The organism is Leifsonia sp. NPDC058292, from assembly GCF_042880955.1.
In the GTDB taxonomy this organism is placed as follows: domain Bacteria; phylum Actinomycetota; class Actinomycetes; order Actinomycetales; family Microbacteriaceae; genus Leifsonia.
Window position 1 is genome coordinate 65,996 of record NZ_JBHVYL010000010.1, and the last position, 13,908, is coordinate 79,903.

14 protein-coding genes are annotated in these 13,908 nt (G+C 68.6%); 9 read left to right on the forward strand and 5 right to left on the reverse strand.

The annotated features are described in order from the left end of the window. Positions 1 to 28 precede the first annotated feature (28 nt). From ACFVWR_RS08180 to ACFVWR_RS08205, 6 genes are all read left to right on the forward strand, one after another. Positions 29 to 1,288 (forward strand): ABC transporter substrate-binding protein, encoded by a 1,260-nt coding sequence (locus ACFVWR_RS08180; RefSeq protein ID WP_387209897.1) that lies wholly within the window; start codon positions 29 to 31, stop codon positions 1,286 to 1,288. Positions 1,289 to 1,291: 3 nt separating this feature from the next. Further along, positions 1,292 to 2,167, forward strand: coding sequence for a carbohydrate ABC transporter permease (locus ACFVWR_RS08185; protein WP_387209899.1), 876 nt, complete (start codon positions 1,292 to 1,294; stop codon positions 2,165 to 2,167). A 9-nt stretch (positions 2,168 to 2,176) separates the two neighbouring features. Continuing rightward, positions 2,177 to 2,992: a carbohydrate ABC transporter permease gene (locus ACFVWR_RS08190; protein WP_387209901.1), complete on the forward strand. Its 816-nt coding sequence runs from the start codon at positions 2,177 to 2,179 to the stop codon at positions 2,990 to 2,992. 28 nt (positions 2,993 to 3,020) lie between these two features. Beyond that, entirely contained in the window at positions 3,021 to 5,201 is a 2,181-nt protein-coding gene (locus ACFVWR_RS08195) for a hypothetical protein (RefSeq protein ID WP_387209903.1), read from the forward strand. Next, positions 5,198 to 6,364 carry an SGNH/GDSL hydrolase family protein gene (locus ACFVWR_RS08200; protein ID WP_387209905.1) on the forward strand — a complete coding sequence of 389 codons (1,167 nt, stop codon included), beginning with the start codon at positions 5,198 to 5,200 and terminating at the stop codon, positions 6,362 to 6,364. Before ACFVWR_RS08195 ends, ACFVWR_RS08200 begins: the two co-directional genes overlap by 4 nt. Positions 6,365 to 6,453: 89 nt before the next feature. Further along, on the forward strand, positions 6,454 to 7,203 hold the full coding sequence (locus ACFVWR_RS08205; protein WP_387209907.1) for an ABC transporter permease: 750 nt from the start codon (positions 6,454 to 6,456) through the stop codon (positions 7,201 to 7,203). A gap of 3 nt (positions 7,204 to 7,206) precedes the next feature. On the opposite strand, the gene ACFVWR_RS08210 is transcribed toward ACFVWR_RS08205, so the two are convergent. The 5 genes from ACFVWR_RS08210 to ACFVWR_RS08230 form a co-directional block, all read right to left on the reverse strand. Further along, positions 7,207 to 8,016, reverse strand: a complete 810-nt coding sequence (locus ACFVWR_RS08210; protein ID WP_387209909.1) for a flagellar motor protein MotB — start codon at positions 8,014 to 8,016, stop codon at positions 7,207 to 7,209. Position 8,017: 1 nt separating this feature from the next. Continuing rightward, entirely contained in the window at positions 8,018 to 8,830 is an 813-nt protein-coding gene (locus tag ACFVWR_RS08215; RefSeq protein WP_387209911.1) for a motility protein A, read from the reverse strand. A 9-nt stretch (positions 8,831 to 8,839) separates the two neighbouring features. Further along, positions 8,840 to 9,181 (reverse strand): flagellar FlbD family protein, encoded by a 342-nt coding sequence (locus ACFVWR_RS08220; protein WP_387209913.1) that lies wholly within the window; start codon positions 9,179 to 9,181, stop codon positions 8,840 to 8,842. A 127-nt stretch (positions 9,182 to 9,308) separates the two neighbouring features. After that, positions 9,309 to 10,100, reverse strand: coding sequence for a hypothetical protein (locus ACFVWR_RS08225; protein ID WP_387209915.1), 792 nt, complete (start codon positions 10,098 to 10,100; stop codon positions 9,309 to 9,311). A 46-nt stretch (positions 10,101 to 10,146) separates the two neighbouring features. Then, positions 10,147 to 10,752: a TetR/AcrR family transcriptional regulator gene (locus ACFVWR_RS08230; protein WP_387209917.1), complete on the reverse strand. Its 606-nt coding sequence runs from the start codon at positions 10,750 to 10,752 to the stop codon at positions 10,147 to 10,149. Positions 10,753 to 10,818: 66 nt separating this feature from the next. On the opposite strand from ACFVWR_RS08230, the gene ACFVWR_RS08235 reads away from it, so the two are divergent. Genes ACFVWR_RS08235 through fliN form a run of 3 tightly spaced genes read left to right on the forward strand, consistent with a single transcriptional unit; the run spans position 10,819 to position 13,906 of the window. Continuing rightward, on the forward strand, positions 10,819 to 12,270 hold the full coding sequence (locus ACFVWR_RS08235; RefSeq protein ID WP_387209919.1) for an MDR family MFS transporter: 1,452 nt from the start codon (positions 10,819 to 10,821) through the stop codon (positions 12,268 to 12,270). Positions 12,271 to 12,306: 36 nt separating this feature from the next. Beyond that, a complete protein-coding gene (locus ACFVWR_RS08240) occupies positions 12,307 to 13,188 on the forward strand; it encodes a flagellar motor switch protein FliM (RefSeq protein WP_387209921.1) in 882 nt (293 codons plus the stop codon). 1 nt (position 13,189) lies between these two features. Further along, entirely contained in the window at positions 13,190 to 13,906 is a 717-nt protein-coding gene (gene fliN / locus ACFVWR_RS08245; protein ID WP_387209923.1) for a flagellar motor switch protein FliN, read from the forward strand. Positions 13,907 to 13,908 lie beyond the last annotated feature (2 nt).

Sequence of the window (13,908 nt, forward strand, 5' to 3'; positions counted from 1 at the left end):
CACGCCGCACACGAACAAGGGAGTTCAGATGAACAAGAAACGCACACTGGGGCTCGTCGCCTCCGTGCTCGCGACCGGCCTGCTGCTCGCCGGATGCTCCGGCGGCGGATCGAGTACGGCCACCACGGGCACCCTCAAGTTCTACACCGACAAGGCGGCGTGGAAGCCGCAGTTCCAGGCGCTCAACCCGACGTCGCAGAAAGACGTGAAGATCAGCCTGAACACCACGGGCTACTCGGATGAGAACCAGTACCAGGCCTTCGTGAAGCAGTCGTTCCGCACACAGCAGAGCCCGGGCCTGTTCACCTGGTCGACGGGCGACTCGCTCAGCCAGCTGGTCGACCAGAAGCTCGTGGCCGACACCTCCGATGTGTGGAAGAAGGCGATCGACGACGGCAACGTGAGCAAAGACCTGGAGAAGTACTACACGTTCGACGGCAAGCAGTACTGCGTGCCCATGAACATCGCCTACTGGGTCATGTACTACAACAAGAAGATCTTCGACGAGAACGGCATCCAGAAGCCCACCACCTGGAAAGAGCTGATGGCCGACGCCGCGAAGCTCAAGTCGGCCGGTGTCACGCCGTTCTACCAGACGAGCACTCTGTTCACGTTCCCCTGGTTCGAGACCCTGGTCGCCGGAACCGACCCCGACCTCTACAACGGGCTGGCCGACGGCTCGGTCAAATACACCGATCCGCGCATCGTCGACATCATGAACGTCTGGCTGGAGCAGGAGAAGAAGGGCTGGTTCAGCGACGCGGGCAGCAAGACCGACCCGGCGCAGATGCTCAAGCAGGGCGACATGGCGATGATCAACTTCGGCACGTTCTTCGGCGCATCCCTCGACGGGGTGGGTATGAAAGCGGGAACCGACTACGACTACTTCATCATCCCGGCCGTCGACCCGAGCCTCAGCAAGACGCCGGTTCCGGTCGAGACCGGCCCGATGTGCGTCGCGCAGAGCTCGAAGCAGAAAGACCTCGGCCTCGCGTACTCCAAGTGGTGGATGACCCCCGACGCGCAGTCGGCGTGGGGCAACGCGCGCGGCGACGTTCCGTTCAACCCGAAGGCGACCGTCAAAGACGCGAGCCTGAAGAAGCTGGGCGAGGATGTGTCGGGCGGCGACTACCAGCTGGTCACGCGCTACTTCGAGGCGGCACCCACCCCCATCCTGAACGTGGCGCTCGAGCAGTTCGGCGCGTTCTCCGCCAACCCCGGTGACCCGACGCCGTTCCTGCAGAAGATCCAGGACGCCGCCGACAAGTACTGGGCCAGCAAGAAATAACACGTGAGCGACAAGAAACCGCAGTACCACTGGGCCGCCCGGGGCTTCGTCGCCCCGGGCGTGATCCTGGTCGCCGTACTCCTCTACCTCCCGCTGCTGTGGACGGTGTTCCTCAGCTTCACCGACTACAACGGCCTCGGCGACCCGACCTGGGCGGGGCTCTCGAACTATCAGGCGATGTTCGAGGACCCCGACTTTCTGAATTCCCTCTTCAACACGCTGCTCTGGGTGGTCGGAACCCTCGTCATCCCGGTCGGGCTCGGGCTCGCTCTCGCGCTCCTCACTTTCAACCTGAAGGGCGGGGTGTGGCTGCGGCTCCCCTTCCTCATCCCCTACGCGATCTCGGGCATCGGGGTCGGCCTCATCTGGTCGTTCGTGCTGCAGAGCGACGGCGCGCTCGATCAGGCGCTGCACTTCTTCGGCATCATGGACACCCCGCGGTGGCTTCTGGATGCGCCCCTCAACACGGTCGTGATGATCATCGCGGCCGCGTGGCAGGGGGTGGGCGTCAACGCTCTCCTGTTCACGATCGGCCTGCAGTCGATCCCGAAGGAACCGCTCGAGGCCGCGCGTCTCGACGGCGCGACGGGCTCGCGGCTGTTCGGCAGCATCCTCTGGCCGATGCTGCGCCCGCTCACCACGGTGGTCATCGGCCTCTCGATCGTCGCCAGCCTGAAGACCTTCGACATCGTGCTGGGGATGACGAAGGGCGGCCCCGGGCGGGTCTCGGAGACGCTGGCGCTCACCATGTACAACGACACCTTCGTGAACAGCCAGTACGGGCTGGGCTCGGCGATCGCGGTGTTCCTCACCGTCGTCACCCTGGTCGCCTCCGTGCTGTATCTGCGGCAGCAGCTGTCGAAGAAGAACGAGATCTAGGAGCATCCGATGGCATCCCGCATCACGAGAACCGCCGTGCTCATCTTCTTCGGCATCATCTGGCTGCTACCGGTCTACCTGCTCGTCATCAACGCGGCCAAGGCGCCCGACGCCTACGACTCGAAGCAGTCGTGGATTCCGACCGGCACGGCGCTGTTCGACAACATGGTGCAGGCCTGGCAGCTGAGCAACCTCGGCGACAGCCTGCTGAGCACCGTGATCTACTCGATCGTCTCGCCGGCCGTCGCCGTGATCGTCGGCGCAGCGGTCGGTTTCGCGATCGTCGCCCTGCGCCTCAGGCACGGGTTCTGGTGGTTCGTCTTCATCTTCGGCGGCACCGTCTTTCCACTGCAGATGGTGCTGCTTCCGCTCTTCGACGGTTACTCGCGCACCGGGCTCTTCGACACCCAGCTGGGCATGATCATCGTCTACACGGCGATCTCCATCCCGTTCTCGGCGTTCGTGATGCGCAACTTCTTCACGGGCATCGCGCACAACGTGTTCGAGGCGGCTGTGGTCGACGGAGCCTCCAGTTGGCGCATCTTCGGCCGCATCTACCTGCCGATGGCGTCGAGCGCGCTCATCGCCGTATTCATCCTGCAGGCGACCTTCATCTGGAACGACCTGCTGCTCGGTCTCACGCTCAGCCAGTCCGACAACGTGCGCCCCATCGTCACGACCCTCAGCGGCATGCAGAGCACCTACGGCGGCGCGCAGTTGTCGACCGTGCTGGCGGCGGGCATCCTGGTGTCGCTGCCGACGGTCGTGCTGTTCCTCTTCACCCAGAAGTTCTTCTCCCGCGGCCTGGCCCTCGGCCAGTACTGACCGCACACCGACCACACCTGGAGCACCGATGCCCGCACCGACGAGCACCACGAGCGGCACCCGCACCATCCCGACCGTCGACGATCTCGCGGCCGATGTCATCACCCACCACTACGACGACCTGATCGCGCCTCCAGGGCTCACGAACTTCCTCGGCACGACCGTGGTCGGGCACGACCTCACGTCACTGTCGGCCGTGACCTTTCCGCCCGTGTCGCAGGGGCTGGCGCTGACCGGCACGCTGTTCGTCGACGGGCGCGTGTTCGAGTCGTACGGCATCCCCATCGCGCACGCGTGGCGCCCCGACCGAGTGGTGCGCAGCGCTTCCGTCGGGGGGCTCGATCTCGAGACCGTCACGGTGTGCGTTCCTGGCGAGACGGCCGTCGCGATCGACGTGCGGGTGACCAACCGTGGCGCCGAGCGGCGAACTGTGTCGCTGACGATGGCCGCCAACGCTCGCGTCGTGCAATCGGGAACCGCCTGGGGCGACGCCGAATCGCCGAGCGAACGCAATGAGGTGACGGTGGATGCGGCCGGCAACCGTCTCGTGTTCGGGAGCCAGGCTGGAACGGCCTGGAGCATCCAAGGCCTCGACCGCCAGACCGGCGTGCGCAAGAGCGCGGTGCCCCCGACACCGGTCGACGAGTTCGAGGTCGGCATCGGCGGGGCGGGTCGCGGCGGCGAGCTCGAGACGACCCTCGACCTTGCGCCGGGCGAGACCGGCCGGTTCGGCTACGTGCAGGCCGTCGGCACCGACCGTGCCGCGGCGGCGGCTGTCTTCGACAGGGTCGCGACGGATGTTCCGAGCGCCGTGCTGGCTGCCGAGACGTTCTGGAACGGTCAGCTTGAGGCGATCTTCACGCCCGGAAACAGCGAATACTCGGGCCACCTGCCCTTGCTCGACACGACGTCGGACGCGCTGCGCCGGCTCTACTGGTGGGGCGCGCTGGGCGTCATCTGGTTCCGCCGCGAGTTCGCGGGCAATGTGCACGGTCGCAGCTACGACACCCTCATGCCCAACTACTGGTCGACCGCCACCTTCATCTGGGACTACAGCCTCAGCTCCGTCGTGCACGCTCTGCTCGACCCGGTGGAGATGCGACGCCAGCTGCGGCACTGGATCGCCAGCGACATCCACACCCACTTCGGCACCTCCTCGCTCACCGGCGAGGCGATCGGGCGCTGGTACTCGGTGAACGACTACGCCATGACGCGCATGGTCGATGACTACGTGCGGCTGAGCGGCGATGAGGGCTTTCTCGACGAGCGCGTCGGCGCCGGCGACCGGTCGGCGGCACGCGTGGCCGATCACGTGGTCGAGTGGTCGGAGGCGTGGAAGGCGCTGCGCGGCGACCGGCAGGCCGGCAGCGGTCGCCTGGCCGACTACGGCGAGATCGACAATCTGCTCGAATGCGTCAGCTCTTACACGCACGAGGTCGCGAGCCTCAACGCCGCGAACGTGTGGAACCTGCGCACGGCGGCGGCCATCCTCGACCGGCTGGGCGACACCGAGGAGGCCTCGCGGTTGCGGTCGGAGGCCGACGAGCTGCTCCCCGATGTCGTCTCGCTCTACCTCGACGGCACAGGGCATTTCGCGGCCGGGCAACCGGATGGCACCCGCATCCCGGTCAAGCACTGCTACGACTTCAACATCGTCGGCACCACCATCGCCGCCGACCTCGAACCGCGGGTTCGCCAGGAGATGGTGCGCTTCTTCCAGCACGATCTGCAGACCGACAACTGGATGCGCGCCCTCTCCCCGTGGGACCCGGATGCGAGCTTCAGTGTGCGCCCCGACCACCAGTGGAACGGCGCATACCCCGCCTGGCCCGCCGACGCCGCGAGGTCGCTCATCGCCCTGGGGGCCCCAGACGTCGCCGTGCCCTGGCTGGAAGGTCTCGCCCGCACGGCCAACCAGGGCCCTCCCGGGCAGGCGCACTTCGTGGAGGAGGCGCTGCCGGGCATCAACGGCGGAGCGCGCAAGGCTCCGCCCCAGCTGCCGTACATCAACGACTGGTCCTGCTCGTCGGCCGGCGCCTGGGTGCAACTCGTTCTCGAGTCGGTGTTCGGCGTGCGCGCCGGCCACGACGGCACGGTGACGGCGGGTGGATGCGCGGCGCAGCTCGACCCGAACGCGACGCTCAGCGGGTACCGCGTGGCGGGCCGCGACTACCGCATCCACGCCGACGGGCGCGTCGAGGCCGAATGATCGACGCGCGCGAAGTCGATGTGACGCCGTTCACCGACGGCCGCGTCGAGGTGCGCGGTGCGATCGCGATCGAGCGCGGGGAGCGCGGAATCCTGCCGCGACGGCTGCGCGCGCGGGAGTGGAAGCAGCTGCCCGACGACTTCATGCTGGCTTCGGTCTCGCAGAGCGCCGGCATCCGGCTCGCGTTCCGCACGCGTGCCACCGCGATCGAGCTCGACGTGCTCGCCACGAAGATGATCGACAGCGAGACGACACCCCTGCGGCCGGCGTTCTACGAGCTCGTCGTCGACGGCGAGCTCGCGCAGGTGGCGTCGTCTTCTGTGGGAAACCGGTTCGTCTTCACGTTCGAACGCCCGAACGCGTATGTCGTCGCCGGGAAACCGGACACGCTGCGCTTCGACGGGTTGCCCGGCCACGACAAGGCGATCGAGCTGTGGTTGCCGTACACCGACGAGGTCGAACTGCTCGGGCTGCGCGCGGATGCTCCGCTGACCCCGCCGTCGGCACCGGCCGGCCCACGGTGGTTGCACCACGGCAGCTCGATCAGCCACGGCTACGCCGCCTCCCGCATCGGCACGACCTGGCCGGTCGCCGCCGCCCGCGCGGCCGGTGCGGAGCTGACCAGCGTCGCCTACTCGGGCAACGCGCTGCTCGACCAGCTCACCGCGCGCACCATCCGGGACACCCCGGCCGACCTCATCAGCCTCAAACTCGGCATCAACATCGTCAACGGCGACATGATGCGGCTGCGCATCTTCCGAACGGCCGTGCACGGCTTTCTTGACACCATCCGCGACGGGCATCCGTCGACGCCGCTGCTCGTCGTCTCCCCGATCTTCTGCGAACCGGTCGAAGACTCGGCCGGCCCGACCATCCAGGATTCGGCCCGCGAAGACCTGTGGACCATCACCGCCGGCAGCCCTGACGAGCTCGCCGACGGCAAGCTCAGTCTCGGCGTCATCCGCCGCGAACTCGCGCGCATCGTCGAGGAGCGCGCCGTCGACGACCCTCACATCGCCTACCTCGACGGCCTGAGCCTCTACGGCTCCGAAGACGCAGCGAGCCTGCCGATGCCCGACAACCTCCACCCCGCCGACGACGTGCAGACCCTCATCGCCGACCGCTTCGTGCGCCTCGCCTTCGGCTCGCCGAGGTGGCACTAGCTGCACCTTTTCGGCCCGAATCCTTGCACCTAGTGGCACCTCGGCCCTCGCGAGAGGGGGGCAGGGGGCAGGGGCAATAGGGTCGGGGCATGGGGATTGTACGGGAGCTGGGGCCGACCATCGTCGGCGTTCTCGTGCTGGCGGCGCTGGCCACGGCGGTGCTCGCGCTCTACCGGGTGCCGCACCGCTGGTCTCCGTTGCTCGCCGTGCTGCGCGGTGCTGTGCAGCTGGCGGCGATCAGCCTCATCCTGGCCGGAGTGATCACCAGTCCCGTGTGGGTCGGTGTGGCGCTCGCGGTGATGTTCTGCGTCGCCGCCACCACAGCCACCCGCCGGGTCGGCTGGTCGCGCGAACACGCGGTGATGATGGCGTCGGCGATGGCGCTGGGCATCGCAGTCACCCTGACCGTGGTGTTCGTCAGCGGTGCGATCGAGTTCTCGGCGCGGTACGTGCTCGCCATCGGTGGCATCGTCGTCGGCAACGCGATGAGCATCGCCACCCTCGCGGGGCGGCGTTTCACCGAGGCGGTGGACGGGCACTGGGATGAGGTCGAAGGCTGGCTGGCGCTCGGCGCGACCCCGAGGCAGTCGACACTGCAGCTCGCGCGCGGCGCCGTGTACGGAGCGCTCATCCCGGCGGTCGATCAGACCAAGACCACGGGGCTCGTGACGCTGCCGGGTGCCTTCGTCGGAGCGATCTTCGGCGGTGTGTCCCCGCTGGAGGCCGGGCGTTTCCAGGTCGTGGTGCTCGCCGCCATCATGGCCGCAGGCGCGATCACGGCCGTCGTCGTGGCCGCGTGGCTCGCGCCGGTGCGACAGCGACCCGCCGAGCTCGGGTGAGGTTCAGCCCGTGGTCGTGCGGCCGGCGATGGCTTGCGGGATGAGCTTGCGCACCTCGTCGGGCTGGTTCGACAGCACCACGACATCCACTCGCCGGTTGGCCGCGAGGTCGGTGTCGCTGGTTCCGGTGGCGGTCGGAAGCGGGCGGGCGGAGCCGTAGCTCACCGCCGCGATGCGGTCTTGCGGAAAGGTGTCGACCTCGACGAGGTGCCGCAGCACGCTCGTCGCGCGCCCGGCCGACAGCTCCCAGTTGGTGGGATACGGTGCACCCGGTTGCCTCAGGTCGGCGTGACCCTCCACCGACACCTGGTAGGGCGTCGGCGCCAGGATCGGGCCCATGTCGCTCAGCACGACGGTGGCGGCCTGGCTCAGCTCGGCACGGTTGGAGGCGAAGAACGTCTCGTTGCCGACGAGGCCGATCGTGAGCCCGCGCTCGTCGATCTTCATCGTCACCGCGTTCTGCAGGCCGTCTTTGCCGAGGGCGGTGAGGATGCGGTCGCGCAGCTCCTTCAGATTCTCCGCCTCCTTCACGGCGAGAGTGAGATCGGTGTTCTTGCCCGTCTCGTCCACCTGTTTGGGCGGCACGACGACGCCGCTCGCGGTGTCGACCTTCTGCGTCTTCACCTGGCCGAATCCGGTGGCCAGGGAGTCTTTCAGCTGCTCGAACTTCTTCTGGTCGACCGTCGACATGGCGAAGAGCACGATGAACATGCACATGAGCACGGTGACCATGTCCATGTAGGAGGCCATCCAGCGCTCCTCGTTCTCGTGCTCCTCCTCCGGTTCGTGCCGGCGCCGACGACGGGCGCTCACGCTACGCGGCTTCCTTGAGGGTCTCGTCTTTGTCTTTCGCCGACTTGCCCTTCGCGGCTTTCGCGGGCGCCGCATCCGGGACCATCGCGCGCAGCCGTTCGCCGAGCAGACGCGGCTGGCTGCCCGACTGCACCGCCAGCACGCCCTCCATGAGCAGGGTCATGCGGTCGACTTCGAGGTCGGCGAGGCGCCGCAGTCGTGCGCCGATGGGAAGCCAGAGGAAGTTGGCCGAGAGCAGACCCCACAGGGTGGCGACGAAGGCGCTCGCGATCATCGGGCCGAGCTCGCCCGGGTCGGCGAGGTTCTCGAGCACGTGCGTGAGCGAGACCACGGTGCCGATGATGCCGATGGTCGGCGCGTAGCCGCCCATGCTGGAGAAGAACTTGGCGGCGACGCGGTCTTGCTTCGACCGGGTGGCGATCTCGTCTTCGAGCAGCACGCGCAACTCGTCGCCGTCGGTGCCGTCGGCGATGTTCTGCAGGGCGCGCTTGAGGAACGGATCGGTGACCGCGTCGGCCTCCTGCTCCATGGCGAGGAGTCCGTTGGCGCGGGCCTTCTCGGCGAGGCCGACGACCTGCTCGATCACCTTCTCCGGCGGCTCGACCTTGCCGCGGAACGCGCCAGGCAGCGCCTTGAGCGCCACGAAGAAGTCTTTGATCGTGCCGCTGGCGATGCCGACGGCGATCGTCGCGCCGAACACGAGCACCATGGGCGCCGGCAGGAGCAGGGAGCTCAGGTGGGCGCCCTCCATCGTCACCATGGCGACGACGGAGCCGAACGCCAGGACGATCCCGATGATGGTTGCCGGATCCATACTGCTTCCCTACTTCTTTCGTGCGTGCAGCGGCACCGCGCGCACGGGGTCGGTGCGCGGCTGGGCGTCGTGGCCGGGGTCGTGCGCATCCTCGTCGGCCGGCGGCACCAGGCCGAGTTGGGGCGCACCGTTCGGCCGGAGGGGACCGGCCGCGGGCAGATCGTGCGCCAGCGCGATCACGCGGGCGCGGTAGGCGGCGATCTTCTCGATGACCTCGGCCATGCTCTCGGTGACGATGAACTTCGCACCGTCGACCATCACGAGCGTCGTGTCGGGGCTGGCATGGATGCGCTCGATGAGGTCGGGGTTGACCGCAAACTGGCTCTCGTTCAGCCGGGTGACGACGATCATGGTCGGGTAGTCCTGGTCTCGGCTCCGGGTGAGCCGTCACCCCCACTATCGGTCGCCCGCCGCTCCCCGTAAGCGCCGGTGTCCGTGCGTGGGGAGGGGGAGTCTGCGCCTGGTCAGCGGTGAGCGTTCAGGCCTGCTGCGTGCGCGACACCAGGATGGAGTCCTCGTCTGCGGGGCGGGCGGTGTCGTAGTGCACGACCACGGTGTCGCCCACCCGCGGGAGGTCCGTCCACTCGATGGTCTGCGTCTTGGTGACCCAGCGCGTGATCCCGCGGTGGTCGGTGAACCGAACGGTGAAAAGTACCCGCGGCTGGTTGTTGATGCGGATGCCGGTGTCGTGTGTCTCGGTGACCACACCATCCGTCGCCGTCCCGTGTCGCACGATCTCGTCGGCTCGAGCCTTCCGTTCCGCCCGGGTGCGGCGAGCGCGGAACTCGGCGAGCAGAATCGCTACACCGATCAGCAGCAGCACTGCCGGAACCCAGTACTGCGAACTCCAGGCGAGCCACGAGCCGGCGTTCCAGGGCTCGCCGCCGGCCGAGCCGATGGCGTCCGGTTTCACCCACGACCGCGCCGCGCCGAGAAGCACGCCGAGAGCGATCGCGGCGAGCGCAACAGCGGTGACGATGCCCATCGCCATCCGCAGACCCACCCGCCGGGCGAGGGCGTTCTGCAGCCCGGCGCCGACGACCGCTCCACCGAGCACGCCGCAGAACAGCGCCCACAGCAGTGCCGGGTCGGTGTTGGGCGGCACGGCGGAGGCGTCGAGGTAGAGCGTTCCGATCGGGTAGCGCACCGCGTCGCCGATGCCCAGCCCGAACAGCCACCAGAAGCCGGCAAGCACGACGACGCCGATGATCGAGCCGACGCCGCGCGAGGATGCGCCGGCCCGCCGTGACGCCGGATCGATCGTGCTCATCGGCCCCCCCTTTTCGTCTCGACTGTATCGCGACTCTCGCCGGCTGTCAGGGAGCGAGCGGGCGCACCAGGGGGAGGAAGATCGTGTCGACGATCTCTTCGATGTCGACCAGGGGCATCGGCTTGAGGGTCATCAGCGCGTGGTGGCGAAAGAGGTCGAACGGCAGTGTGACGATGCGAGGGGTGAGGCGGGACGGGTCGACCTCGCCGCGCTCGACCCCGCGGGCGACGACGGTCTCCATCGCGCCGACCCGGCCGCCGAGCATCACCTCGCGGAGGTCGGCCAGCGCGGTGCCGGTCTCCTCGAAGTAGGAGCCCAGTCGCACACTGAGCAGTGCGGCCGTCGCCAGCCGGGTCTCGTTGGCCAGCAGCATCATCGCGATGACGTCGCCGCGCAGCGTGCCGGTGTCGGGTAGTGGCGGGCGATCGGCGAGGCCGGAATGCCGGATGGCCGCGAGCAGGAGCTCCTGCTTGGTCGCCCACCGGCGGTAGACGACCGGGCGGCTGGTGCCCGCGCGGTGGGCGACGGCGTCGATGGTGAAGGATGCGTAGCCGCCGTCGAGCAGCTCCGCCCACGCCGCGTCGAGCAGCGCGTTCTCCAGTTCCTCCCCTCGCCGGCGGCGGGCGGGCGAAGCATCTTCGACAAGATCCACTTGCGTATCCTATCGGACGGTCCTATGCTCCACTTAAGATACACCCGCGTACCTAAAAGGAATGTCATGGCTGAGAAGACGAAGATCGACCCCGGAGTGCTGAGAATCGCGATCGTGCTGATCGTCGGCGGCATGGCGGTGATCTTCGACACCACCATCGTGAGCGTCGCACTGCACACGCTCGCCACCGACCTGCACGCCTCCGTCGACACCATCCAGTGGGTGAGCACCGCCTATCTGCTCGCCCTCGGCGTGACCATTCCCGTGGTCGGCTGGGCACAACAGCGCTTCGGCGGCAAGCGGTTGTGGCTGGCCGCGCTCGTGATCTTCCTGGTCGGCTCGGTGCTCTGCAGCTTGGCCTGGGATGCGCCGAGCCTGATCGCGTTCCGCGCTGTGCAGGGCATCGGCGGCGGGCTCATGCTCCCCCTGATGTCGACGCTCGTCATGCAGGCCGCGGGCGGCAAGAGCCTCGGCAGTCTCATGTCGGTCGTCAGCCTGCCGACCGCGCTGGGGCCGATCCTCGGGCCGGTGCTGGGCGGCGTCATCCTGAACACGCTCGACTGGCGGTGGCTGTTCTGGGTGAACGTGCCCTTCTGCGTCGTCGGGTTCATACTGGCTCTCCGGATGCTGCCGGCCGACGAGCCCGGCCCCCGCCCCCGGCTCGACGTCGTGGGGCTGGTGCTGCTCTCGCCGGCGATGGTCGGCATCCTCTACGGCCTTTCCAATGTGAGCAAAGACGGCGGCTTCTCGCGTTCCGACGTGCTGCTCCCCGCGCTGGCCGGTGTCGCCCTGTTGACCGCCTTCGCGATCTATGCCGCCCGGCGCGGGCCGAAGGCGCTCGTGGATCTGCGCCTGTTCTCCCACCGCCCGGTCGCCTCGGCGTCGGCGTTGCTGTTCCTCACCGGTGCGTCGCTCTACGGCGCGATGCTGCTGCTTCCCCTCTACTTTCAGGAGGTGCGGGGCGCGGATGCTCTGGGCGCCGGTCTGCTGCTGGCGCCGCAGGGCATCGGCACGCTCTTCAGCCGGGCACTCGCCGGGCGTCTCACCGACAGGTTCGGCGCCCGCTGGGTGTCGTTCGTGGGGTTCGCCATCGTGGGGCTCGCGACGGTGCCGTTCGCCTTCGCCACCGCGACGACGAACGAGTGGCTGCTCATGGCGGCACTGGTGGTGCGCGGGTTCGGTCTCGGCGCCGTCATGATCCCGCTGATGACGGTGGCGTTCGTGGGGCTCGACCGGCCCGACGTGCCGCACGCCAGCATCCTCACCCGCATCGCGCAGCAGGTGGGCGGCTCGTTCGGTGTCGCGCTGCTGGCGGTGATCTTGCAAGGTGCGGCGGTCGGGGCGCACGGCCTCGACGGCATCGCGGATGCGTTCGACCAGGCGTTCTGGTGGGCGATCGGCTTCACAGCGCTCGCCGTGGTGCTCTCCCTCCTGCTTCCCGGTCGCCCTGCGCCTGCGATCGCACTGGAGCCGACGCAGCCCTCCGGAGAAGCCAGTGAACAAGTACAGCGTCGGTAGCTAACGGGCACGGCCGGCCGGCCGATAGTCGGCCACGTGACCATCTTGCAAGCCGACACCAGTGCTCCCGAGGCACAGGTGTACGACTTCCGCCGGCCGACGACCCTCGCGCGGGAGCACTCGCGCGTGCTGGAGCTGGCCTTCGAGACTTTCGCCCGCCAGTGGGCGACGCAGCTCACCGCCAAGGTTCGCGTGCTCAGCCAGGTGACCTGCGAGTGGGTCGCGATGCAGACCTACGACGAGTACGCCGCCTCCCTGCCCGCGACGACGGCCATGGTGCTCTGCGAGCTCGACGGCGTCGCGCCCAAAGGCGTCATCCAGTTTCCGACCACGGCGGCTCTGTCATGGGTGAACGTGATGCTCGGCGGCCACGGAGCGCCGACCGAGGGGGAGCGCACCTTCACGCAGATCGAGCACGCCCTCGTTCGCCGCCTGATGGACGACGCGCTCGAAGATCTCCGCTACTCGCTGGGGTCGCTGCTCGTCACGCCGATCGCTGTCGACGCCATCCAGTACAACTCGCAGTTCGCGCAGGCCGCAGCGACGGCCGAACTGATGATCGTCGCCGGATTCGACCTGCGGGTGGGCGACAACGTGAGCAGCGCGACTCTCGCGCTGCCGGCCGTCGTTCTGCTGCCGCAGCTCGGGGAGACGAACCCGACGAGCAGCGCAGAGAACGCGCGCGAACTGGTCGACGCGCAGCTCGCGCACGTTCCGGTCGACGTGTCGCTCCGCCTCGCGCCGGCGAGCGTCAGGCCGAGCGTCGTGCTCGGCCTGGCTGTCGGCGACCTTCTCCCGCTTCCCCATCCGCAACACCGCCCGTTCGACCTCGCCGTCGGCGGCCACCCGGTCGCGGAGGCCGCGCTCGGGGCCAGCGGCTCCCGGCTCGCCTGCGTGATCGTGAGAACAGAGGACTGACATGAGTATGACCGCCACCCGCACCGCCGACACGGCGACCCTCGCGCTCACCGCCGCGCGGGCGCTCGCCGCCGTGCTGCCGACCGGGGCATCCCTCACACCGCGCCTGCACACCACCGGCGGCTTCGCCGGCGCGACCGGTCAGGCCGTCGTCGCCACGTTCGTCGGCGCCCTCTCGGTCGACCTGGCGGTGGTCCTCACCGAGGTGCCCGATCTGGTGGACGAAGCCGCGGACACCGCGCCGGTCGTGGCCGTGCAGGATGTGCTGCAGCCCGCCCTCGAAGCGGCCAGCGACGCGTTCGGCGCCGGGGTGCTCGACGACGCCAGGGTCGAGGATGCCTCCGACCTGTTCGCCGACGACGAGAGCGTCGTGTTCGAGCTCGCCGGTGAGGCCGGCATCGCGGGATGGTTCGCCGTGCGTGTGCGCCAGAGCCCGTCGGACTCCCGCGCGACGGTCGGCTCGTACGCCGGAAAGCTCGGGCGCATCAGCAATGTGGAGATGGCACTCACCGTGGAGATCGGGCGAACCCGCATGCCCGTGCGCGACGTGCTCGCGATGGAGCCGGGCGCCGTGATCGAGCTCGACCGCTCGGCCGGCTCACCGGCCGATGTGCTGCTCAACGGCCGCCTGATCGCCCACGGCGAGATCGTGGTCATCGACCAGGACTACGCCGTTCGCATCACCAAGATCCTCGACGCCGCAGAAGACGTGGACTGACC